Origin of the sequence: Pseudomonas koreensis, assembly GCF_024169245.1 — a bacterium.
In the GTDB taxonomy this organism is placed as follows: Bacteria; Pseudomonadota; Gammaproteobacteria; order Pseudomonadales; family Pseudomonadaceae; genus Aquipseudomonas; species Aquipseudomonas koreensis_F.
In genome coordinates this window covers 4,348,076-4,368,337 of sequence record NZ_JALJWP010000001.1, presented here as the reverse complement: position 1 = coordinate 4,368,337, position 20,262 = coordinate 4,348,076, and the positions used below count along the sequence as shown (strand labels likewise).

Below are 20,262 nucleotides of genomic sequence, written 5' to 3'. Positions count from 1 at the left end.
CCCCCTCGAATCGCCGCTTACAACGGCACATCCATTTCGATTCTGCGCCAGGCCGCTTCGGAGAAGCTGTACACCGAGAATGCGATCAGCCCCAACGCCATCAGCATCAACAGCACACCGCCTGCCGGCAGATTCTGCAAAGCATCCAGCGCTTCCTTCATGCCGGGCGGATTCGTTGCCTGGTAAACCGAACCGCTGACCGCCATCAACAGCGCAATCTCGATAAACACCACGCCTCGGGCAATCAAGCCAAAGCGCGACACCGGGCGTACGTAGCGCATCACCTCGTCATCCGCTTCGAAGTACTTCTCGAACGTGGCCTTCCAGCCTTTGATGATGTGGGCGATACCGACACCCAGCGGAATCAGCGCGATCAGGTAGATCAACAGGTTCGAGTGTTCGAACGACAGCAGCTGCGCGAGCAGATCCTTGGTCTTGCCATCGCCGGAACCGCCCGAACTCCTGAGGCCACTCACCAGCAGGCCCAAGGCAAAGAAGGCCAGCGCCGCGTTGACCAGACCGCCGGCCAGCAAGCCTGCACGAATGACCAGGCCTTTGAACTCGTTGCCATGGTGGTCGACGTCACGAATCGCTTGCAGCGCACGCCAAGCGGCGAAGGCCAACAGACCGGCGACCACTACACCGATCAGCACATAGCCAAACGGCTGGCTGAGCAATGCTTCGAGGCTTTTGTGGCTGTCTTTGGGTTTGGTTGAGTCGTGCGCGGCGAGCAGGGCGAAAATGCCGATGATCAGGTACAGAACACCGCGCGCGGCGTATCCGCCTCGGGCGAGCAGGACAAGGGTGTGTTGAGTGGACATGAGTTTGCTTCCAGGGAATCGATGTGAAGCAGACCCGTGGACGGGGCAGGGGTTCGATTAAGGTTGTGGGTCACGTCACCCTTGAGTGACGTGCGCCCTTATCGGCCGGCCATTCAACGGATCAAGGATTCGCTCCAGCACTCTGGCGACGGAAGAAAACTGTCACCTGGCCGACCTCAACACCCCACTTGGACATACTGGTGCGGTTGATCAACGTGTCTTCGTCGATCAGGTACATCCAATCGTCCATGCTTACCTCGTAGGTCGAATCGTCGACGGGCAGGTTCAGGCGATACCGCCAGTGGAAAGTATTTCCTGCAATCTGACCCTTCGCTACACCGACCACGTCGCCCGCGCGACCGCTCCAGCCGCCGTTCTCCTCGGGAGTGAGCGTCCAGATTCGGCGTTGATGGGTACCGTCGCTATACACAAAGCGCTCGTCGAGAATCAGGTTGTTGCCTTCGCGACGACTGACGAGGTCGACCTCGAAACGCTTGGTCACTTCGCCGTTGCGCTTCTGAAACATACCCCAGGCTTTGACGGGCTGGCTGAAAAAATGCTCCAGACTCAATGCAGGTTGCTGGTCTGCGTAACGAGCAACATCGACACTGCCGCAGCCTGCAATGCTGAGCGACAGTCCTAGCAGCAGCAGAAATCGGGTCATCTTCCTACTCCTTGAGCTTGTACAGTTAACGAGCGGCGTATAGGCCTAACGCCGTCCGATGAGCTGGAGAAATTCCTGCCGCGTCGTCGAACTATCACGGAAGGCGCCGAGCATGACAGAGGACGTCATGACCGAATTCTGCTTCGCGACACCGCGCATCATCATGCACATGTGCCTGGCCTCAATGACCACCGCCACCCTGGCGGCATCGGTAATCTGCTGGATTGCCTGAGCAATCTGCTGAGTAAGGTTTTCCTGAATCTGCAGACGCCGCGCGAACATGTCGACCACCCGCGCCACCTTTGATAGCCCCAACACCCGGCCAGTGGGGATGTACGCCACATGCGCCTTGCCGATAAACGGCAGCATGTGATGCTCGCACAGCGAATAAAGCTCGATGTCGCTGACGATCACCATCTCATCGCTTTGCGATTCGAACAGAGCACCGTTGGTAACGTCTTCCAGGCTCAACGCGTAGCCGTTGCACAGGTATTGCATGGCCTTGGCGGCCCGCTCGGGCGTGTCCAGCAGACCTTCGCGCTCAGGGTTCTCGCCGACGCCAACGAGGATCTCACGATAATGGCTGGCTAACTCTGGGCTCATTCGGGTTACTCGTGGCGAGTGCTGCGTGAGGGCTGATGTCGGTCGAAAAAGGTTGTACGTATACAAGGTATCTGTATAGGTTTTATTGAAGATAGGCTGAAAAAGATCAACTGACAACGAATCGGTGGTTTTTTTGTGGGGGCTTGAAATTTTCAGACAGGACAAGCTTAAGGCAAGGTTCAGTCAGTGGCTTGATACGGGCTGGCAGATGGCTGTTTTGGATCGATAACTCACGGGGGGGAATGGCAGCTATCGGCCAGAAGCGGCCAGTCGACTCGGTTCTGGTTTCGCCCGATAGTGAATGCTTGCAGCATGCGACTGCATACCCAAAAGCAATTCTGGCTTATTGCCAATACCGTATATCCCCATATGCTCCTCTCTCATTCTCCGCGAACACCACGGCGCTCGGGTCTGTAAGCTATTCAGGAGGCCCGTTGCAAACTCTCTCATGACCGTCGGCGATTCGTCATCAGTCCAGAGAGAGAGAGCCCTATGATTATACTCATCCGCCGCGCCGCATCCCTTCGTTCAGGGGAATTCAAACAATTGATCCGCGTTACATCTGTTGCTGGCCGTCTGCCAAAGCGCGACGTGATGCTCTTATGGCTCACACACTCTGGCGGCAAAGGTGCTGACTGCGACCGGCGACGTGGAGACGGTACAGACCATTCTTAGTCATGCCTGCCTCATCACAGCAAGTCGTATCTAACTGTCGACATCGAGGTGATCCGTCGTGCTTTCGAGTTTGCACTGGCATAGTGATATCGATAATTCTTACCGCTAGTCAGCATTGATAATGAAATGTCCGTATAGGGGTGAGACTTTTTCCCCCGAGAACTTGAGGAATCAACAATGGCTAGGCTCACACTGACCGATTTTGACGAATGGCTCGATGGCGCTGTGCAGACGGACGTAGAGGATGTGTACGCACTCCATGAAGCCGTTGACGGTGAAACAGAGTTCGCTCAATACAAAGCCGAGCGTGCACCAAATGGACAGCTCTTGGTCTCGTATGGCGACGATAGCCCTTGGTTGAGGCTGTCTACGGAGGAAGCTAAGCAAGGTTTTCTTCGTCGTCTTGGTGGCCGTTACGTTGGGGAAGGTTGTATGGACGTCGGTGCGTGGTATGTCATGCACATGGGATTAGCGTCCGATTAAAGGAAATTCGCATGGAGGACGCCGATGAGGTGTACCAGATCCTTCGAGACACCAAGGTTTTGGCTCGCCGTTATTACCAACTCACTCGCAAACCGCTGGGTGTGACTGGGGAAATCGCAGAGTACGAGGCAGCTCGGCACCTCAACGTCGAGTTGGAACTGGCTAGGCAAGCTGGGTACGACGCGACAGAAGTGAGAGATGGGCTGAAAGTCAGAATTCAAATCAAGGGGCGGTATTGCACCAGCCCACGAATGCGAAGCGGTCGAGTGGGATCAATCGATTTAAGGCAACCCTTCGATACAGTTTTACTGGTTCTTCTCGATGCGGATTACAACGCTTTCCAGATTTTTGAAGCGGATCGCTCTGCGGTTGAGGCGTTACTGACAAGGCCTGGATCAAAGGCTCGAAACGAACGAGGCTCAGTCGGTATCAATCAGTTCAAAGCGATCAGCAGACTGCGCTGGGCGCGGTCTGAAATATAGGAAATGGCCATGGACGATTTGCCCGACGATCCGTTGATGCCTATTTTACTGGAGGCCATGAAGCGATTGTGCACTTGGGACGGAAGTGGGCCTATCACGTGGGTGATTGGCGATACCTGGGTTGTGCACCATGCTATCGGCGAATGGACGATTGGACCCGATGAGCCTGCAACAAGCGAACAGGTACGCGAGCTTATGGTTCAGTCTGGCGGGGTATTTGAATTGCAAGACTATTAAGGGAAAGGATCTTATGAGTACAAGGATTGTCGAGGCCAATATCCATTACGATCTGACAAAATCGGTTGTTATTGATTTGCAGCGCACGTTGTGTGAACAAGCAATTGAGAAAGACAGGTACGTCACCACGCGCTCGCGTCAACAGACTGAAATCGCCTTTCTGGAAGGTAGTGATGAGCTTCGCGAGGAAGCGAAGGTCACTTTGATGCGCCAGAGATTGAAGCTGAGTGCAACCGTTCGGGCGATTCAGGTGACCGAGCAGACGATGACCATCGTAGCTGGAACACTTCTTCAGATTGCAAGGCAGGGGCTAGTTACGCGATATGGTCAAAAAATCGAATACTGTCCTATCGAGGGCCGGATAACCTCCGGGGCGAATACCCGAGAAATCATATGGTTTGGTCGTAATCAAGCCATGCACTTTGACGATAGTAAGCCTGGGAGTTGGACGTCTCTCTTCAAGACTTTAGATCAGCACCATCCAGGAAAATTTACCCCCGAACCTGTCTCGCGCTCGATGGCAATAATTGAACTGTTGGGGTGGATGAGTTTCGGACAATATGAGGCTGATATGGAAAATCTTGGTGTTTTTACACCACTAGAAAACGTCTAAATGATCGCGTCTATCGCCGATTGATCAAAATATTTGTCACCGCTCAATGTACTGACTAAGGTCAAAACATAAACGGCCATGCAAGTAGGAAATTCCGACAGCCCCACTGGGCTGCATAGGATAGCGCCCCGGAGTACCGATTGCCTGCGATGGCCATGCCGTGAGATGGAAATCAAACGTCATACTAGGTCGCTCTAACCAATGCACCTACGAGTCAAGGGAAAGGTTACTCAAGTACGCAGAAACCCTGCCGTCATACTTAGTCAGACGCTAATTTTCGCGTTTGCGAAAATCCCTAGTGACTAAATCCATAAATAACGGAAAACTCATGAAAGCAATGCTGTTCGCAATAGTGACCACCTTTGCAGCCAGCGCCTCGGCTGCTGACTCAATCTTCGTAAGCACTGAGCTGACTCGTAACGGTGTGGTTGTCGATAATTTTTCCGGCTCTACCACTGATGGACACACCCAACCACACAGCAATATCAGTCTCATCAAGTATAGAGATTCAGTCACCAAGGGTAAGACCAACATGGCGGACTTGGCATTGGGTACCAAGGCATTCATCACGCCGCACATCACCAGTGATGGTCGTATCAGTCTGAAATTCAATGTGGACTACATTGAGTTGGAGAAAATGGCAACGGTGAAGGCCGGGAACTTCACCATCGATCAGCCTAGGACCGGAGGCTTCAAGCATTCCGCTACGGACATACTCGCTAGCGGAGAGAAGCGCGAATACAAGGCTTTGGAGAACGGTGTCGAGTACATTTATACCGTATCAGCCACGAAGCAGTGATGATGCGCGAGGAAAGAGACGTTATTCGCATCCTAGGATCAAGCATGAAAACTGAATCAATGAATATTGAAAACTGCTACACCGCGGCCCGCGAAAAATTCTTCGCTGAACGAATGGCGCTTGGATCAACACAGCAAAGATCGCAACAGCCCTTGGTATCGATTGGGATGAGAACATGCAGCTAAACCGTATCGCTGGATAGGGAAAGTGGCCTGGTGCACCCCAGACCTCGCATCGCGGGGCTGGGTCGGTAAAAAAGCGCAATTTCGCGCGGATGAAACTGGGGAAGACATCAATGGGTTTTTGGAGTGGAGTTGTAAAATTCGTTGGTGCTGCTGTCGCTCTTAATGGGATAGCGAATCAGCAGCGATCATCGGGGATACAAAGCAATACCCCGTGCTACAAGGACTACTCGATTTCATGCAAGAAGTGCGAGAGTTTAGCAGGCCCCATCAAGGGCACGAAGCGGAACTATCGCTGTTCATGCGGTCACCAGTTTTCAGGCCCCAATCATCCATTTTGAGCCTTGCGTTGGTTAGGCAATCCATTTAAGCAGCTCCTTCCGTGTCATTACCTGATCGTAGTGAGATGCGATCCTACTCGCTAGTATGAATGACTGCTTCTGGCCGGTAGCGGTCGCCTGCCAACGTCCGCTTTTGGTCGGAAGCTGACGGTCGGCTTGGCTCCGTTTCAGATTGAGCAAGCCGGTCTCTCACCCAACCGCTCTACCAACCTTACGAGATAACCGTCGGGATCCTGGACGATGAATTCTCGCTGGCCTACTTCTACATTTTCAGCCCGATACCAAGTGTCTTTGCATTCTTGATAGAGTGGAAATCCAGTCTGAGCAAGTTTTTGGATGATGGGTGCGACAGCCTCAACATCAATTTGTAGGTTGATGCCTCTTCCAAACGGCTTAGTCAACGGCGCAGTCAGCCATTGACCCGCGTCCAAATCAACCTGCTCAAGCATCACTTGAGCACAATTCAAATCAAGGTATGCAAATCCATCTTCCGGGCGTTGATAAGCTATTTTGAACCCCAAGCAAGAAACCCAAAAAGCCAGACTGCTATCTAGGTTGGTGACCATTAACTCCGGAACCAGTTTGTTACGTTCGAACATGAGATGACTTCCATTTCAAAAGGCTAATTATTGCAGGCGAGCAGGTTCTGCACTTTTCGCTTCGATGCCACAACAGGATCGTGGCGAGCCTGATGGTCGGGTGGGAATTATCGAGTCGGGTTGAATGGCCGTTATTGGCCGACAGCTGCCGCTCACGAACGCCGTCTCTGGCCCAAGAAGCTCCTATTGATTACATTTTTGGGCGCGCAGAATCAGGAAGCCGGCAATGACAATCAAAACAATTCCAGCCCATGTAAAGGTGTCCGGCGTTTCTTGGAACAGTACATAACCCCAAAGGCAGGCGAAAACCAGGTACGCATAATCGAAAGTCCCGATAAGTGCTGGAAGCGCAATCTGGTAGGCCTTGGCGGTAGCCGTATTTATGAAAATCAGGGCGCAGGCGTAACAGAAGATAAAAAGCATTTCCTGCCAACCGGGCGTCTGCCAGGGAGAGAGTAGAAATGCAGCACCAGCAACTGTGGACTCACTGACTATCAGCGATGCGCCGCCTCCGATTACGGCGGCGAAAAGAAAAGCGATATTCAAGCCCAGCGCCAATACCAGTGGATGTTCATTGCGACAATGTCGACGTGTCACAACCATCGCGACCGCGTAGAAAACAGCCGCAATCACAGGTAGCAGAGTTGCAAGGACGAAAACATCTGATCCCGGGCGTAACACTGTGGCGACACCCGCGAAACCTATTCCTATCGCAACCCAACCCCACAGTGATAACGGCTCACCTCCGTAAAGGGTGGAGAAAAGCGCTATGAAAAGGGGAGTTGTGTAGATCGCCACGGCAGCCACTGATAACGGGATCAACGGTAACGCCGAGTAGTACGTTACCCACATTAACAACAGCAGAATGCTCCTGATTGCGACCCAAAACATCGACGCGGTTGAGTATCGACCCGATCTGACGTCCCTGGCGAGCCAGGCTACAAGGGTGGGCACCGACAGGCAGGAGACGATGAGGAACAACTGCCAGAGCGGAAGTCTGGCGCTGAAATATTTGACTGCTGCATCGGCCAGGGAAAGGAGAAAGACAGCAGCGCTTATTAGCACTATGCCCTTGGCAACACTATCGCCGCTTGCACTGTACTTGCTCACGAATCGCACTCCTGTTCCTTCAGTGAACTGAGAATTTAACAGACGGTGGCGAATTCTCAGGGCAAACAGCCGACACGCCAGACGGCGATTTTCATTCCTGACCGTTGTCCGCTTCTGGCCATAAACAGCCGTTCAAGGCTGCTCGTTTTTCAGGCGGCAGTGGCCCATCCCGCCGCCGCTACCTGGCGCTCACCGTCCACAACTGATCCAGCTTCGTCGTATAACTCTGGCTCATAAGCTCCCGACGCATCGCCCATCCAGGTGCTGTAGGCACGCTGGCTAAGCGCAGCACTCCCTTTCCCCAGCGGCCGTTGATTTCATCCAGCACACCCATCACCTTGTCTGCCATCGCCGGCTGGGATTGCGCGAACAGGTCATCGGTGAATTCGCCAGGCTGGCGCAGATCCATCAGCAGCACTTCCGCCTTGCTGTATTTGTAGCCGGGACGGAAGAGCCGATTGACCGCTTCGGTCGCAGCCTTCGTCATCAGCCGCACGTCGTTGGTCGGGTACGGTAACTCCACCAAGGCGCCATTGGCATATTTCGCTTCGTCAGGGTTGAACATGCCGGTGCGAATGCTCACGCGGATCTTCTTGCACAGCGAGTTTTGCGCTCGGAGCTTTTCCGCTGCGCGCTGGGTGTAGGTGGCGACGGCCTCTTTGATCGGCTCGATCTGCGTGAGCCGGTTGCCGAACATCCTGCTGCAGCAGATCTCCTGCTTGGGTGGATCAGCTTCACCCAGGTCCAGGCATGAGGTGCCGGCGAGCTCGCGAGCGGTTTTCTCGATCACCACGCTGAATTTCTGCCGAAGCATCCACGGGTCGGCTTTCGCCAGGTCCATCGCCGTCTTGATGCCCATTGTTTCCAGGTGCGCCTTCATGCGCCGGCCGACGCCCCAGACCTCGCCGACATCGGTATTGCGCAACGTCCAGTCCCGTTTGAACGGATCGCACAGATCCACCACGCCACCGGTGATGTCCAGCAGCCGTTTGGCTGTGTGGTTGGCGAGTTTGGCCAGCGTCTTCGTCCGTGCAATACCCACTCCGACTGGAATGCCGGCGCGCTTGAGAAGCGTGGAGCGCATGTGCCTGCCAAGCGCGGACAGATCTCCGGGCATGCCCGTCAAATCGGCGAATGCCTCATCGATGCTGTAGACCTCAAGTGCCGGCACCATCGATTCGATGATGGTCATGACACGCTCGCTCATGTCGCCGTACAGCGCGTAATTGCTGCTGAACGCTACAACACCATGCCGGCGTAGATGGTCTTTGATCTGGAAATACGGCTGGCCCATTTTCACGAAAGGCTTGGCGTCATAGCTACGCGCGATCACACAGCCATCGTTGTTGGACAGCACCACAATAGGTGTCTTTGCCAGGTCGGGCCTGAAGACGCGCTCGCAACTCGCGTAAAACGAGTTGCAGTCGATGAGTGCGAAGACCGGTTCACGCATGGTCATGATCACGGACGCTGTATTTCACGACACCCCAGATCACCAGCTCGTCGCCTTCCATGACATGCCTCGCCGGGTATTTTGGATTCTCCGACAAAAGCATCACGGCGTTCTCGCGCAAAAGCAGGCGCTTGCAAAACGGCTCCGAGTTCAACGCGGCGATGACGATATCGCCACTGACCGCCTCGATGCTCCGATCGACGATCACCATATCCCCGGAATAGATGCCCGCGCCTTGCATGCTGTCCCCATCGATCCTCACCAGATACACGTGCGGCGCCCGGATATCGAACAGCTCATCCAGGGAAATGTGCTTTTCGATGTGGTCAGCCGCAGGGGAGGGAAAGCCCGCCGGTACCCTGGCGGAATAAAGGGGCAGCTTCTTACCGCCAGTAGCGAGGGGGCCGAGAAGGATGATGCTCATGATGCAAGCCTTAGGAGGTTAACTGTACGTACATACAGTTAACGATTTGGTTCGCTTGCGGTCAATGTCATAGGCACCACAATTCGACGGGTGACAGCATGTGCGGACGCTACTCGATCTACGAATCGATGGATCACTACCTCAAGGAGCTTGCGCCAAAGCAGTTGGTGATCAATGGCTATGACCTCTGGCCCGTTGAGCGATACAACGTCGCACCGTCGACGCGGGTGGAAATCATTCGGCCCGTTCGGGAGGGCCTGAGCATTGACAAGGTCAAATGGGGATGGGCGCCATTCTGGGCGAAGGGAAAGCGTCCTGACCCGATCAACGCAAGAGTCGAGACCGTCATCACCGGCAGGTTTTTCAATCAGCTATGGCCAAACGGACGCGTACTCGCGCCGGCGAACGGCTGGTTCGAATGGGTCAAGGACGAAGAAGATCCGAAGAAAAAGCAGCCGTATTTCATCACCCTTAAAGAGCAGATTCCGATGTTCTTCGCGGGATTGGCCGAGGTGCACGAAGCCCTGGAACCGGACGAGCGGGATGGCTTCGTCATCATCACCGCGGCGAGTGATGAAGGCATGGTCGATATCCACGATCGCAAGCCCTTGGTCTTGGCGCCTGAGCATGCGCGTGAATGGATCGACCCCAATACCTCACCTGAACGCGCTCGCGAATTAGCCATGGAGCACTGCAGGCCGGCAACGGATTTCCATTGGTACAAGGTTGGCAAGGATGTGGGCAACGTGCGTAACCAAGGCCCGCAGCTCATTCAGCCGCTATCCTTGGCCTCGGATGTCGACGATTGATGCACCAGCGGTGGGAACAATCAACGTGGCTGGCTCAGCTGCAGCAACACGGGGCGATGAGCAGGGAAGCAGCCGAGCAGAGGCTCAACTCATGACCTTGATGGAATGGTTTGATGAGCGAGATTCAGCAAAAAACTTCCAAGGGGGCCGTAGAATCATCTGTCCTGGCCAATAACCGGCTGCGCGCTGGTCAAGTTGATTTTTCAATGGAGCAAAGTGAGTGAAAAATTTGAAGGTGATGGCGATTGCGCTGGCGGGACTGGCGTATTTTGCGGCGGGCAGTTGTCGAGTGATGGCATCGGACGCTGAGTCTGCCGCACCACCGGCCTACTATGTCGCCGAGTTTGAAGTTACCGATCCCGAGGGGATGAAGCCTTACAGTGCGCAGGTTGAATCAACCTTCAAACCCTATGGCGGACATTTCATCGTGCGAGGCGGAAAAACCATTTCGCTTGAAGGTGAAGCACCAAAGCGTCGCCGTGTGGTCATCGAGTTCGCGAGCGTCGAAAAAGCCCAGGCTTGGTACAACTCTGTGGAATACACCGAATTGCGAAAAATCCGCCAGCGTTCAGCCAAGACGGACGTCTACTTGATCGAGGGAGTACCAGCGCGGTAGTTCCGACTTTGTAAATTTAGGATATTGTTTAGTTGGAAGCCTCGATCAATAACAGAAGAGAAAATTCATGTCCAAACTCGCAGAATTCCGCCAGCTTGAAAAACACCTCGCCGAACAGCTTCAGGCTCTGGAAGCCCTCAAGGGTGACGCAGGTCTCAAAAGAGAAATCGAATTCGAAACCAAGCTGCGTGATTTGCTTGCAAAGTACGGCTACAGCTTGAAGGACGTGATGAATGTGCTCGATCCACAGGCAGGTCGCCGCGCTCCAGCTGTCGAGTCCAAAGCCGTTAGCCGCAAGCCTCGCCAGTTGAAAGTCTATAAGAACCCCCACTCCGGCGAAGTCGTAGAGACGAAGGGCGGCAATCACAAAACGCTCAAGGAGTGGAAGACAAAGCACGGCGCCGCGACCGTTGAGTCCTGGCTGAGCAAGTAAGGTTCATGGGCCATCACTCCTGCGGTGCCAGCGCAGCAATCAATTCGTGGGTGGTCACGATTGAATGAGCGAAAGTCGGCCCGTTCAAGTCGTGGGCGGGGTGCATCATTTCCGCACGGAAAGCGGCGGTCGCGTCACGCACCAGGGTGACGTGGTAGCCCAATTCCGACGCGTAGCGGGCGGTCGCTTCGATGCAGGTATTGGCGAGCAGGCCGACGATGATGACGTGGGTGATGCCTTTCTGCTTCAGGCGAAAATCGAGGTCGGTATTGGCAAAGCCGCTGGCGCCCCAATGTTCCTGCACGACGATGTCGCCGTCCTTCGGCGCGAAATCGGGATGCCATTCGCCGCCCCATTCACCGCGTGCGAAGTGGTGCATGTGCATGATTTTGCATTGGGTCGGCGTTGGATGGTCCCAGCCTTCGTAGTCGCTGTGTTCCCAGCGGTGGTGCGGCACGATGACCACCGGAATGTTCTGCGCTCGTACGGCGCGATCGAGGGCCCGCAGGTTGTCGAGTAGCCCGACCTGGTCGGCAATCGGCTTGATCAAGGGGAAGACCTTGCCGTTTTCCGAGAGGAAATCGTTGTACGGATCGACCAGCAGATAAGCGGTGCGGTTCAGCGGATAGAGGACGTTCGACATGACGATGTGCTCCACACAAGTTGAGTGAGCGGTGCCGTGGATTTGCCCGGGGCATCGTGTTGGTTAGTTGCTTTGTCAGGCTATAGCCGACTCTCGTGCAACCTGCCTGAGGATGTGTTCGTATTCCTTGACCGATAGCGATCCGGACACCAACTGACGACCGTTCAGCACCATGGCCGGGACCGAGTTAATCCCGCGTTCAAGGTAGAAACCTTCAAGTTCACGGACCTCGAGAGCGAACGCCTCGCTGGCCAGAATTTCGCGGGCGCGGGTGGTTGAAAGTCCTGCTTCACCGGCCAGGCGCACCAATGTTTCGTGATCGCTGGGGTTCTGGCCGTTGGTGAAATAAGCCTCGAGCAGGATTTTCTTCAGCGCGATCTGGCGGCCTTCCTGCACGGCCCAGAGCAGAAGGCGATGGGCAGCGAAGGTGTTGTAGAAATGGCTGCGCTTTTCCAGGTCGAACTGAAAGCCGATGGCTTTGCCACGCGCGATGATCATTTCATTGCGGGAGGCGACTTCTGCGGCGCTGCGACCGTATTTGCGCATCATGTGCTGGATGGCGTGCTCGCCCTCGGCCGGCATGTCCGGGTTCAGTTCGAAAGGCTTGAAGGTCAACTCCACAGCAACTTCGCCGGCAACATTTGCGATGGCTTGTTCCAGCGCTGTGGCGCCGAGTGCGCACCACGGGCATACAACATCCGACACAAAATCGATACTGACGGGAAAAGTCATTTTTTCGACTCCGTCAGTTGTTGGCGGTACTCAGTGGTGGTAATTCCGGCATAGCCCCAGTTATCGGTGTCGACTTCTTCAATGACGATATGCGTGAGGTGCGGATCCTTGTTGAGCACTGTTTGCATGGTTTTGGTTATCTCGGCGATAACTTGGGATTTCTGTTCCTTGGTGACGCCATCGCGGGTGATACGAACGCTGATGAAAGGCATGGGGAAAGTCTCCTGTTGGCGCCCCATCGACATGATGAGGTGAGCAGTAGGATGGACTTTAGAGTGTCGCTTTCGGTGGATAAATCAGGGACGGAGAACATCACTTATGACGCTGTGTAATTAATACCTCTTGCAGAAAGTAAATCGCCCTCCCGGGCGGCCACCGCAGGGGAGGGCGAATGTTACGGGAGCTGGAATCAGTTCTGCGCTTTGCTCATGTGGGTGAAAAGCTCGGTGGGTACTTTCTTGCCGTTGGAAAGGTATTGGTTGCTTCTGAACTTGTAGACCTCGCCTTCAGAAAGAAAACCATCGTGGTTGGTGTCCATCGCTTTGAATTCTTCACCGCCCTGAGGTGCCACAGCCAGGAGTTCCTTAAGAGAGACGCGACCATCATGGTCGGTATCTGTGCGAGCGAAAGAGTCGTCACCGCACTTGCCTTCACCACACTTACCTTCGGCAGTGGCGGACTTGTCGCTGGCTTGGCTGGCACCGCATTTGCCTTCACCGCACTTGCCTTCGCCGGCTTTATCGGCCGACGCCAGTTGATAGCCTTGGGGCAATGGCTCCACAGCAAACGCCGCAGACGATGCCAGGCTCATGCCGCCGGCTAAAGCAATAGCGGCCAGGCCAAGACTGCTTTTGTTCGAGAAAGATTTACGGTACATAGTGATTCTCCAGATGCATTGCGCGGCCAGGCCGCGGTTCACGCCACAGGGCGAATAAACCCAAAAGGAAGCTCCAGGTGAAGTGAAAAAAGCCTGGAAATCACAGGGGTTAGGCGCGTAAGCGTCTTCCACTTCCACAGGGCGACCTTATTCGGGTAAGGCTTATTTAGCCGGAGTCATGTATCCACGATGTATCAAGCTAGAGATGCATTTGTAAGCCAATCCCAAGACTTCGCGTGCAGGTACATAGAGATACAAAAGCTGACCTCGGCCTTTGATCACTCGTCAGGACTACAGCCTTGGAACCGGTGTCGCTGCTACGCCGACGACAGCTTGCTCATGAAGCTGGCGCAGAAGAACCAGTGCGTCAGCAACGAAGCTGGTCACATCTGGTGCGCCAGCCTCTGCAGCCAACGCATGCAATTGCGCTCGACCATCCATGTCAGGGAACTGCTCGATCCGCTGCAACAAACGGAACGCCAAAGGGCTGACCTGGGAGAACTGCACTTGGCCACTCGGCACACGGCTGATTAGCAGCAACGTCGGTAGTTCTGGAGGTTCAGAAGGCAGGTGGCCTGGCCCGAGACGATGTACGGCCCAGGTGTAAGCCAACGGCCAGACGAGCGGGGAAAGCCTGAGGGGACGGTCGAGTAACTGCGCCGCATCACTGGCCTCCAGCGGCGCAGCATCCAACTGTTGCAGCGCCATCTCCACCCACTCGTAATGGGCCAATTCAGGTAGAAACGGGTACCAGGGATGCTCAAAACCAGGCGCGTTCTCCAGGCTCGCTACGAAGTCTACAAACTCGCGCGCAATTTCTCCGAAACGTGGCGTTTGCGCGCGGTAGTCACGCAAAAAACGTCGGACCAGCGCACGCCAGCCAGCATCGCCCAACACGGCAACCAGTACCGGAAACGTCCCACCCAGCAAACTCAGCAGATTGTTGAACACAAGGTTTAGATAGACCTGCGCTCTTGCGGGATTCATCTGCGCAGGCGGCGCGTAACTGTCCGGGTCACGCAGGTAACGGGTCAGCGCGAGCTGCTGACTGTGCAAATTTGAAGTGGAGTCAGCCATCGACGGTCACCCGCACCAAAGCATCCGCGTCGCGCTGCAACCGCCTGATGGTATTCAACTCAACCACAAGTTCGTCGTAGGCCGGAAAGTTGAAATCGCGCTCCAGCAGCGTTGGTTTCACACCAAAGAGGTCATAAGCTTGCCCCAGTAATGACCAGACTACCGGTTTGACCGACGCACCATGGGTGTCGATTATCAGGTCATCGGCTTCGTCATGGTGCCCAGCCACGTGCATGGCGACTACGCGCTCTGGTTCCAGGCCGGCCAGGAAAACCGCTGGATCAAACTGATGGTTCACTGAGTTGACGTACACATTGTTAACGTCGAGCAACAGATCACAATCAGCCTCGCGAAGTAGTGCATTGGTGAACGTAAGTTCGTCCATATCCTGATGAGCAGCGGCGTAGTAAGAGACATTCTCTACGGCAAGACGGCGGCCGAGAATGTCCTGTGCCCGACGGATGCGCGCCGCCACGTGATGAACTGCCTCCTCAGTAAATGGCAACGGCAGCAGGTCGTATAGATGGCCATCGTCACTGCAGTAACTCAGGTGTTCGCTATAAAACGGCACGTTGAAGCGATCGAGAAACCCGCGTACCTGCTCAAGAAAAGACTCGTCCAGCGGCGCACTGCCACCTAGCGACAGTGACAGGCCATGGCATGACAGCGGGTAGCGTTCAGCGAGCGACTGCAGAGCCTCTCCATGCGCGCCGCCGATGCCGATCCAGTTCTCTGGAGCAACCTCCAGAAAATCGAAATCCCCGACTGGAGCGTTACGAAGCGTGTTGAGAAGTGCGCGGCGCAATCCGAGGCCAACGGTCGCTTCAAGTGGCTGTGGGGCTGAATGTTCTGGTGGGGAAATGTTCTGTTGCATGAGCTCAATACTCCGATTCGACGCTTGGAATCCCCGATCCACAGCACCTCCACAGTCACCTTTGGTAGCCGGGCGGGCGTGGATCGGGCGCTTGAAAACCGCCACGGTTCTGCTCAAACGAGGTTAATCACCACATTGAGGTTGTTCCGCGTCGCTTTGGAGTACGGGCATGTCTGGTGTGCGGTATCGACTAAGTCTTGAGCAACTTTTCGATCCAGCCCGGGAAGGTAGACGTTGAGGCGAGCCTGGAGGAAATACGCACCATCGGTGGTGCCTAAATCCACTTCGGCGTCGACGGCAAGATCAACCGGGAGAGTGACTTTCATCTTGCTCGCCGCGAGCCCCATTGCACCGATAAAACAAGCCGACCAACCGGCGGCGAACAGCTGCTCTGGGTTGGTACCGGCGCCCGAGGTACCAGGCGACGACAGTTTTATATCCAGTCGGCCGTCGTCACTCAGGGCGGTGCCATTTCGTCCACCCGAGGAGGTATGGACTTTGCCGGTGTACAGCACTTTATCAATATGGGTCATGGTGAAACTCCTGATTAAGTAGCGGGGTTTGAAGGCGATAACCTTAGTGACGCGATAACACTCAGCGTGCATTCAAACGCTGGATAGACCGATGGATAAATGCATCCAGGCTCAGCTTGCCGGCGCCTGTGAACACCAGTGGCAGAAGTGCTACGAGGTAGATCAAAGGAAGTTTGAAGTTGCCGTAGCCTTTGTTGCTGATGGAGTACCCCATAGCCAGTTCGCTCAACGTCGACCAGTCTGCTGGCCAGTGAACCGCGGCAGTTGCCACGACGGTGACCACGATGAGGATGAGTGCCGAGAGGCGTGTTCCCAGACCTACAAGCAAAGCAATGGAACAGAGCAGTTCTGCCCACATTGATAACTGCCAATTGAACGTAGCCGGCAGCTGATTAAAGGGAAAAGGAAAGGCACCTTGAATGCTTGGGAACCAGTTCTCACCGTTCCACTTTTCCCACCCGGCCTCAAAAAACTCCCAGGCCAGGAAAACGCGCAGGCTTAGAGGAGCGATCCAGTCTCCAGCACGATCGAGGTTAAGGTGCAGCCGATTCAAGACCGATGACGCGTTTGTTTGCATTGGTTTAATCCTCCGACTTGTCGTCAAGAAAGTGGAAGCCGTTCAGGTGCTCCCGATGAGGGGTTTCAGGCACATGAGCAACTGCGCTGGCCGTGAGCGCAGTTCATCGTGCTGGTGTATCTCGCTTGTGTCTTGAGGGGCGGGAAGATCAATGTTGTGTAACGTGTTTGCGTCCGTACACACTTGGATACAGAGCGATACCTGTCGAAGGCGCTATTCAGGCATCTGGCCTGTGGCACTGGGTTTTGGAGTTTGGATAAACGATCGGGCTGCGTTCTGCCGGTGATACGCGGGAGGATTTCCGGCAGGGCGCAGTCACTCCCATGCGCCGCGAAGGCTATGAAATACTGCAGAAATTAATGCACGTCGCAGATGAGGGAGGGGCGAGGGCGTGGAAATTACTGTTGAATGAGGGGGGGCACGCTAGGTGCCCACCTTATCTGTCTGGAACCGCCTAAGGTATCAAGCGCATCTCGCGCAGCTTGTCGAACACGTTAAAAAACGCCTGATCGCTCGCCTGGTAGGCAGTGAAGCCCATTAGCCGGCTTTTCGACATATCCGTGACCACTTCGATGGGTCGACCAAGGTCTGCATCGGTATGCCATGGGGAAATCAGGCGACCAATGTCGGATTCTTTCAAATCGTGTTCGGCGACTATTTGCGTCCAAACGGCTTGATCATCTGCCATCTGCTTTTCAAGGGGTGAGACTGAAGCGGGATAATCGGCAGCAGGCAGGTCGAAGTATTCGGCAATGCGGCCCCACATCCATTTCCATCGGAATACATCGCCATTGGTGACGTTGAACGCCTGGTTGGCCGCAGCTGGCGTGGTGGCCGCCCACAGTTGTTGTTTCGCCAATTGCCGCGCATCGGTCATGTCGGTGAGGCTGTCCCACTGCACCCTTGATCCGGGAAACACAAAGGGGCGATTGGTGTGTTTGCACACCGAGGCATAGACGGCGAGGGTGGTTGCCATGTTCATCGCATTGCCCACGGCCACCCCAGTGACGGTGTGCGGGCGATGGACGCTCCAGGTGAAGCCGTCCTGTTCGGCGGCGGCGAAGAGCTCGTCTTCTTGGGCGTAATAGAAATTCTCGACATCCAGACGACCCTGCTCTTCGCGGAACGGTGTCTGCGGAAGGGTGCCTTTACCATAGGCTTCGAACGGGCCGAGGTAGTGTTTAAGGCCGGTTACCAGTGCTACGTGTTTGACGCTTCTGGCTGGGCGAACGGCGGCGAGGACGTTGCGTACCATAGCGGCATTAACCCGAATGTTCTCGGCTTCTGTGGCTTGCCGTGACCATGTGGCAATGAATACGTGAGTGGGTTTCAAATCCCTCAGCGCCTGTTCCAGCGACGCCGGGTCCTGAAGGTCCGCGGCGATAGGGATCACGCCTTGCGCTTGCGAACGGCGCCTCGACAACGCGGCGACCTGCCATTCGTTGTCGATCAGTAATTGAGTGATGGCGCTGCCGACAATGCCGCTGGCGCCCACGACTAAAGCTGTCTGGGTCATAGGTTTCTCCTGGTTTCAGGTTTGGGAGTCCACCTGAGCAGCAGAGGTTCAACCTGAAATCCGTTAGAGTGTTCGCTACTCCCCGTTGAAGTCTGTGAACAATGACTCGTCCGCTGTTTGTTGCTCTGGATGGCCCCAAAGGCGTCGGCAAAACCTCGCTGTTGGAGGCCATTACTGAAGCGCTGAGGGCAGACAACCAGAAAGTCATCCGATTGTGCGAGAAAAAAAGCGACCCGTTCAGGGGCGAAACAATGCGCTTGGTAAATCAACTCGTCCGACATCCTGACCGGGATCTGGAGCTGGAAGTCTGCCGACGCCTGGCTGATAGCCGCAGCTGGATTTCCCGGCACGTGCTGACCAAACAACCTGCCGACAGCATCATCCTGATCGATCGCTGGTACCCGTCCGATGCCGCGTTTCGCCGGATAGTCCCGTTTGCAGAAATCCTGCAGCTCAATATTGAACGTAACGTCCAAGTGCCAGACCTGCATGTCGGGGTGGTGACAGCGGCGGAGATTTCGTGGGCGAGGGCAGGGGCACGACGGCGTGGCTTGAGCAGTACTGTACTTCGGGGGCTTGAGGAGCATGTCGCTTGTACTCAAACTTTTGAGCAAGCGGTTGCTGAGCAGGGTTGGTTTTTGTGCCGGAATGAGGGAACGATCGAGGAAGCGACGGGGCGGGTGGTAGGGGAGATTAATCGGCTGATTAGACGCCTCCATGTCGGAAGTGTCAGTCCGCCATGCTGAGCGGCGCGGGTCGGATCTAAACCCGCTGTCCTGTCACTTGATATCACGCTCGGCGGCGTTGAGGATCGGTTCGCCGCGAGATAGGTCGTGCCTGGTAGGAGGTGGCGCTTCCTGGTTCTGGATCGCGGTAACCGTAGCGATTTCAGGCGGGGGGATCCAGTAGGGAAATCAGGCGCGGCTCGATGCTGTCGGGTTGTATCTCGAGAATCGCCAGCGTGACCGGCAATTTGAAACGCCGAGGGCCGGCGCTACCAGGGTTCACGTATAGACGATCGCCGCGCCATTCGATGCGCGGTTTGTGGGAATGGCCGGTGATGATGAGCTTTATGTCTGGATCCAGATCGGCGGGGACGTCGGCGATGTCGTGGATAAGGAGGGTGTGCCAGCCGTTGAGAGTGCAGGTCAGAAGGTCGGGGAGGTCTTTGGCCCATGGGCTGCTGAGATCATTGTTGCCGCGCACAGCGTGGACGGGCGCAATTTCGGACAATTGGGCGAGGATGTCCGGGTTGCCGATGTCGCCGGCGTGGATGATCAGGTCACAGCCTTGGAGCGCGCCAATGGCTTCGGAGCGGAGGAGATTGTGAGTGTCGGATATCAGGGCGGTTTTCATGGGCCAATTCTCCGTGGACATTTCGGGTAGGAGTGACTGTTTTCCACCCAAAGCTGCCATTCGCAAAGCAGTGATTCAAGCGTTTTAGTTCGTCATTATGGCTATTGATTCGCTGAGCAGGCTTTCAGCCATTTGAGAACGAGCGGAGGCACGTGCCCTTCAAGAGCTAGAGCGGTCAGTGGGCCGTGCACAGGCAATTGTGACGAAATCTTCAGCCATGGGCGAATCCCAAGCAAAACCATCGTTCGACTGAGCGCGGCGACCGAAAAGATTTGCAGGTGGCCTGGCGTTCAATGGTGAGATTCAAGCCTGCCTTCACAACCGAGTGACTGTCAGTTATGGGTTGTTAGCGCTTGTTGGCGCCCGGCTACCGAAGTATGTCGCGTGGTGACTTTTTCGCTGGCCACTCAAGACTCTGCAGCGGTTTTCGATGCCCGTGGCCTGCACGAAACGGCAGTACGATGTACGAACATTTTTGACATCCCTGTCTCTTTGCCATCGTCACAATCATGTGGGAAACGGCTGATATTTATTTCGCAGAATTCCTACATTTTGTTTGCCTCACCAGCAAAAAACGTGGTTATTATCTGCCGGCGCTTCGGGTCACAAACCCGGCGCCAGAAGATTGCCGTGTGTCTACAGACCCGGCAGTCGCAGCCGATCGGGACCACCCTGGCGCTGTCATCCCCGCGCAGGTTGTTCCTCGTCGTTGACCCTCAAAATGGAAGGCGAG

Annotated in this window: 26 protein-coding genes; 9 read left to right on the top strand and 17 right to left on the bottom strand. The window is 55.3% G+C overall.

The window, feature by feature from the left end; genetic code table 11:
- Nucleotides 1–17 precede the first annotated feature (17 nt).
- From J2Y90_RS19335 to folE, 3 genes are all read right to left on the bottom strand, one after another.
- Entirely contained in the window at nucleotides 18–821 is an 804-nt protein-coding gene (locus J2Y90_RS19335; protein WP_253501939.1) for a DUF1206 domain-containing protein, read from the bottom strand.
- A gap of 121 nt (nucleotides 822–942) precedes the next feature.
- A complete protein-coding gene (locus J2Y90_RS19330; protein ID WP_253501938.1) occupies nucleotides 943–1,485 on the bottom strand; it encodes a DUF3833 domain-containing protein in 543 nt (180 codons plus the stop codon).
- Nucleotides 1,486–1,530: 45 nt separating this feature from the next.
- Nucleotides 1,531–2,088, bottom strand: coding sequence for a GTP cyclohydrolase I FolE (gene folE / locus J2Y90_RS19325; protein ID WP_253501935.1), 558 nt, complete (start codon nucleotides 2,086–2,088; stop codon nucleotides 1,531–1,533).
- An 852-nt stretch (nucleotides 2,089–2,940) separates the two neighbouring features.
- On the opposite strand from folE, the gene J2Y90_RS19315 reads away from it, so the two are divergent.
- The 5 genes from J2Y90_RS19315 to J2Y90_RS19295 all read left to right on the top strand — a co-directional run bounded on the left by J2Y90_RS19315 (nucleotide 2,941) and on the right by J2Y90_RS19295 (nucleotide 5,377).
- Nucleotides 2,941–3,246 (top strand): hypothetical protein, encoded by a 306-nt coding sequence (locus J2Y90_RS19315; protein WP_095125361.1) that lies wholly within the window; start codon nucleotides 2,941–2,943, stop codon nucleotides 3,244–3,246.
- An 11-nt stretch (nucleotides 3,247–3,257) separates the two neighbouring features.
- Nucleotides 3,258–3,728, top strand: a complete 471-nt coding sequence (locus tag J2Y90_RS19310; protein ID WP_095125360.1) for a DUF6998 domain-containing protein — start codon at nucleotides 3,258–3,260, stop codon at nucleotides 3,726–3,728.
- Nucleotides 3,729–3,737: 9 nt separating this feature from the next.
- Entirely contained in the window at nucleotides 3,738–3,965 is a 228-nt protein-coding gene (locus J2Y90_RS19305) for a hypothetical protein (RefSeq protein WP_253501932.1), read from the top strand.
- A gap of 13 nt (nucleotides 3,966–3,978) precedes the next feature.
- Nucleotides 3,979–4,578 carry a hypothetical protein gene (locus tag J2Y90_RS19300; RefSeq protein WP_095125358.1) on the top strand — a complete coding sequence of 200 codons (600 nt, stop codon included), beginning with the start codon at nucleotides 3,979–3,981 and terminating at the stop codon, nucleotides 4,576–4,578.
- 328 nt (nucleotides 4,579–4,906) lie between these two features.
- A complete protein-coding gene (locus J2Y90_RS19295) occupies nucleotides 4,907–5,377 on the top strand; it encodes a hypothetical protein (RefSeq protein WP_242205411.1) in 471 nt (156 codons plus the stop codon).
- 690 nt (nucleotides 5,378–6,067) lie between these two features.
- Here the strand turns inward: J2Y90_RS19295 and J2Y90_RS19290 are convergent.
- From J2Y90_RS19290 to J2Y90_RS19275, 4 genes are all read right to left on the bottom strand, one after another.
- A complete protein-coding gene (locus J2Y90_RS19290) occupies nucleotides 6,068–6,499 on the bottom strand; it encodes a bleomycin resistance protein (protein ID WP_253501929.1) in 432 nt (143 codons plus the stop codon).
- Nucleotides 6,500–6,682: 183 nt separating this feature from the next.
- The gene (locus J2Y90_RS19285; RefSeq protein WP_253501927.1) at nucleotides 6,683–7,609 is read right to left on the bottom strand and encodes a DMT family transporter; all 927 of its coding nucleotides are present in this window, start codon (nucleotides 7,607–7,609) and stop codon (nucleotides 6,683–6,685) included.
- 178 nt (nucleotides 7,610–7,787) lie between these two features.
- Nucleotides 7,788–9,068 carry a translesion error-prone DNA polymerase V subunit UmuC gene (gene umuC / locus J2Y90_RS19280; RefSeq protein ID WP_253501924.1) on the bottom strand — a complete coding sequence of 427 codons (1,281 nt, stop codon included), beginning with the start codon at nucleotides 9,066–9,068 and terminating at the stop codon, nucleotides 7,788–7,790.
- Nucleotides 9,055–9,486, bottom strand: a complete 432-nt coding sequence (locus J2Y90_RS19275; RefSeq protein WP_064362391.1) for a LexA family protein — start codon at nucleotides 9,484–9,486, stop codon at nucleotides 9,055–9,057. Before J2Y90_RS19275 ends, umuC begins: the two co-directional genes overlap by 14 nt.
- Before the next feature lie 98 nt (nucleotides 9,487–9,584).
- On the opposite strand from J2Y90_RS19275, the gene J2Y90_RS19270 reads away from it, so the two are divergent.
- The 3 genes from J2Y90_RS19270 (at nucleotide 9,585) to J2Y90_RS19260 (ending at nucleotide 11,344) form a co-directional block, all read left to right on the top strand.
- Nucleotides 9,585–10,295 (top strand): SOS response-associated peptidase, encoded by a 711-nt coding sequence (locus tag J2Y90_RS19270; RefSeq protein ID WP_253501920.1) that lies wholly within the window; start codon nucleotides 9,585–9,587, stop codon nucleotides 10,293–10,295.
- Between the two features lie 220 nt (nucleotides 10,296–10,515).
- Nucleotides 10,516–10,911 (top strand): DUF1330 domain-containing protein, encoded by a 396-nt coding sequence (locus J2Y90_RS19265; RefSeq protein ID WP_253501917.1) that lies wholly within the window; start codon nucleotides 10,516–10,518, stop codon nucleotides 10,909–10,911.
- 67 nt (nucleotides 10,912–10,978) lie between these two features.
- Nucleotides 10,979–11,344, top strand: a complete 366-nt coding sequence (locus J2Y90_RS19260) for a histone-like nucleoid-structuring protein, MvaT/MvaU family (RefSeq protein WP_253501914.1) — start codon at nucleotides 10,979–10,981, stop codon at nucleotides 11,342–11,344.
- A 13-nt stretch (nucleotides 11,345–11,357) separates the two neighbouring features.
- Here J2Y90_RS19260 and J2Y90_RS19255 read toward each other — a convergent pair whose 3' ends face one another.
- From J2Y90_RS19255 to J2Y90_RS19215, 9 genes are all read right to left on the bottom strand, one after another.
- Nucleotides 11,358–11,987, bottom strand: a complete 630-nt coding sequence (locus tag J2Y90_RS19255; protein WP_253501911.1) for an isochorismatase family cysteine hydrolase — start codon at nucleotides 11,985–11,987, stop codon at nucleotides 11,358–11,360.
- 75 nt (nucleotides 11,988–12,062) lie between these two features.
- Nucleotides 12,063–12,719, bottom strand: coding sequence for a DsbA family oxidoreductase (locus J2Y90_RS19250; protein ID WP_253501908.1), 657 nt, complete (start codon nucleotides 12,717–12,719; stop codon nucleotides 12,063–12,065).
- A complete protein-coding gene (locus J2Y90_RS19245) occupies nucleotides 12,716–12,931 on the bottom strand; it encodes a tautomerase family protein (protein ID WP_016774741.1) in 216 nt (71 codons plus the stop codon). Before J2Y90_RS19245 ends, J2Y90_RS19250 begins: the two co-directional genes overlap by 4 nt.
- Before the next feature lie 197 nt (nucleotides 12,932–13,128).
- Entirely contained in the window at nucleotides 13,129–13,596 is a 468-nt protein-coding gene (locus J2Y90_RS19240; RefSeq protein WP_253501905.1) for an HvfA family oxazolone/thioamide-modified RiPP metallophore, read from the bottom strand.
- A gap of 291 nt (nucleotides 13,597–13,887) precedes the next feature.
- Nucleotides 13,888–14,673 carry an HvfC family RiPP maturation protein gene (locus tag J2Y90_RS19235; protein WP_253501901.1) on the bottom strand — a complete coding sequence of 262 codons (786 nt, stop codon included), beginning with the start codon at nucleotides 14,671–14,673 and terminating at the stop codon, nucleotides 13,888–13,890.
- Nucleotides 14,666–15,547: an HvfB family MNIO-type RiPP peptide maturase gene (locus J2Y90_RS19230; protein ID WP_253501897.1), complete on the bottom strand. Its 882-nt coding sequence runs from the start codon at nucleotides 15,545–15,547 to the stop codon at nucleotides 14,666–14,668. Before J2Y90_RS19230 ends, J2Y90_RS19235 begins: the two co-directional genes overlap by 8 nt.
- A 113-nt stretch (nucleotides 15,548–15,660) precedes the next feature.
- Complete coding sequence (locus J2Y90_RS19225) at nucleotides 15,661–16,080, bottom strand: organic hydroperoxide resistance protein (protein ID WP_253501894.1); 420 nt, start codon at nucleotides 16,078–16,080, stop codon at nucleotides 15,661–15,663.
- A 61-nt stretch (nucleotides 16,081–16,141) separates the two neighbouring features.
- Nucleotides 16,142–16,657 carry an HvfX family Cu-binding RiPP maturation protein gene (locus tag J2Y90_RS19220; protein ID WP_253501890.1) on the bottom strand — a complete coding sequence of 172 codons (516 nt, stop codon included), beginning with the start codon at nucleotides 16,655–16,657 and terminating at the stop codon, nucleotides 16,142–16,144.
- Nucleotides 16,658–17,111: 454 nt separating this feature from the next.
- The gene (locus J2Y90_RS19215; RefSeq protein ID WP_253501887.1) at nucleotides 17,112–18,173 is read right to left on the bottom strand and encodes an SDR family oxidoreductase; all 1,062 of its coding nucleotides are present in this window, start codon (nucleotides 18,171–18,173) and stop codon (nucleotides 17,112–17,114) included.
- Between the two features lie 101 nt (nucleotides 18,174–18,274).
- Here J2Y90_RS19215 and J2Y90_RS19210 point away from each other — a divergent pair, with 101 nt between their 5' ends.
- Nucleotides 18,275–18,919 (top strand): dTMP kinase, encoded by a 645-nt coding sequence (locus J2Y90_RS19210; RefSeq protein ID WP_253501884.1) that lies wholly within the window; start codon nucleotides 18,275–18,277, stop codon nucleotides 18,917–18,919.
- 142 nt (nucleotides 18,920–19,061) lie between these two features.
- Here J2Y90_RS19210 and J2Y90_RS19205 read toward each other — a convergent pair whose 3' ends face one another.
- Nucleotides 19,062–19,529, bottom strand: a complete 468-nt coding sequence (locus tag J2Y90_RS19205; RefSeq protein ID WP_253501881.1) for a metallophosphoesterase family protein — start codon at nucleotides 19,527–19,529, stop codon at nucleotides 19,062–19,064.
- Between the last annotated feature and the right edge of the window lie 733 nt (nucleotides 19,530–20,262).

Bases quoted from the DNA above. Each gene is read 5' to 3' on its own strand.
- J2Y90_RS19270 (WP_253501920.1), top strand. From the start codon at position 9,585: ATGTGCGGACGCTACTCGATCTACGAATCGATGGATCACTACCTCAAG.
- J2Y90_RS19300 (WP_095125358.1), top strand. From the start codon at position 3,979: ATGAGTACAAGGATTGTCGAGGCCAATATCCATTACGATCTGACAAAA.
- J2Y90_RS19220 (WP_253501890.1), bottom strand. From the start codon at position 16,657: ATGCAAACAAACGCGTCATCGGTCTTGAATCGGCTGCACCTTAACCTC.
- J2Y90_RS19215 (WP_253501887.1), bottom strand. From the start codon at position 18,173: ATGACCCAGACAGCTTTAGTCGTGGGCGCCAGCGGCATTGTCGGCAGC.
- J2Y90_RS19275 (WP_064362391.1), bottom strand. From the start codon at position 9,486: ATGAGCATCATCCTTCTCGGCCCCCTCGCTACTGGCGGTAAGAAGCTG.
- J2Y90_RS19240 (WP_253501905.1), bottom strand. From the start codon at position 13,596: ATGTACCGTAAATCTTTCTCGAACAAAAGCAGTCTTGGCCTGGCCGCT.
- J2Y90_RS19245 (WP_016774741.1), bottom strand. From the start codon at position 12,931: ATGCCTTTCATCAGCGTTCGTATCACCCGCGATGGCGTCACCAAGGAA.
- J2Y90_RS19260 (WP_253501914.1), top strand. From the start codon at position 10,979: ATGTCCAAACTCGCAGAATTCCGCCAGCTTGAAAAACACCTCGCCGAA.
- J2Y90_RS19225 (WP_253501894.1), bottom strand. From the start codon at position 16,080: ATGACCCATATTGATAAAGTGCTGTACACCGGCAAAGTCCATACCTCC.
- J2Y90_RS19205 (WP_253501881.1), bottom strand. From the start codon at position 19,529: ATGAAAACCGCCCTGATATCCGACACTCACAATCTCCTCCGCTCCGAA.
- J2Y90_RS19250 (WP_253501908.1), bottom strand. From the start codon at position 12,719: ATGACTTTTCCCGTCAGTATCGATTTTGTGTCGGATGTTGTATGCCCG.
- J2Y90_RS19335 (WP_253501939.1), bottom strand. From the start codon at position 821: ATGTCCACTCAACACACCCTTGTCCTGCTCGCCCGAGGCGGATACGCC.
- J2Y90_RS19295 (WP_242205411.1), top strand. From the start codon at position 4,907: ATGAAAGCAATGCTGTTCGCAATAGTGACCACCTTTGCAGCCAGCGCC.
- folE (WP_253501935.1), bottom strand. From the start codon at position 2,088: ATGAGCCCAGAGTTAGCCAGCCATTATCGTGAGATCCTCGTTGGCGTC.
- J2Y90_RS19210 (WP_253501884.1), top strand. From the start codon at position 18,275: ATGACTCGTCCGCTGTTTGTTGCTCTGGATGGCCCCAAAGGCGTCGGC.
- J2Y90_RS19255 (WP_253501911.1), bottom strand. From the start codon at position 11,987: ATGTCGAACGTCCTCTATCCGCTGAACCGCACCGCTTATCTGCTGGTC.
- J2Y90_RS19290 (WP_253501929.1), bottom strand. From the start codon at position 6,499: ATGTTCGAACGTAACAAACTGGTTCCGGAGTTAATGGTCACCAACCTA.
- J2Y90_RS19310 (WP_095125360.1), top strand. From the start codon at position 3,258: ATGGAGGACGCCGATGAGGTGTACCAGATCCTTCGAGACACCAAGGTT.
- J2Y90_RS19305 (WP_253501932.1), top strand. From the start codon at position 3,738: ATGGACGATTTGCCCGACGATCCGTTGATGCCTATTTTACTGGAGGCC.
- J2Y90_RS19330 (WP_253501938.1), bottom strand. From the start codon at position 1,485: ATGACCCGATTTCTGCTGCTGCTAGGACTGTCGCTCAGCATTGCAGGC.
- umuC (WP_253501924.1), bottom strand. From the start codon at position 9,068: ATGACCATGCGTGAACCGGTCTTCGCACTCATCGACTGCAACTCGTTT.
- J2Y90_RS19235 (WP_253501901.1), bottom strand. From the start codon at position 14,673: ATGGCTGACTCCACTTCAAATTTGCACAGTCAGCAGCTCGCGCTGACC.
- J2Y90_RS19315 (WP_095125361.1), top strand. From the start codon at position 2,941: ATGGCTAGGCTCACACTGACCGATTTTGACGAATGGCTCGATGGCGCT.
- J2Y90_RS19230 (WP_253501897.1), bottom strand. From the start codon at position 15,547: ATGCAACAGAACATTTCCCCACCAGAACATTCAGCCCCACAGCCACTT.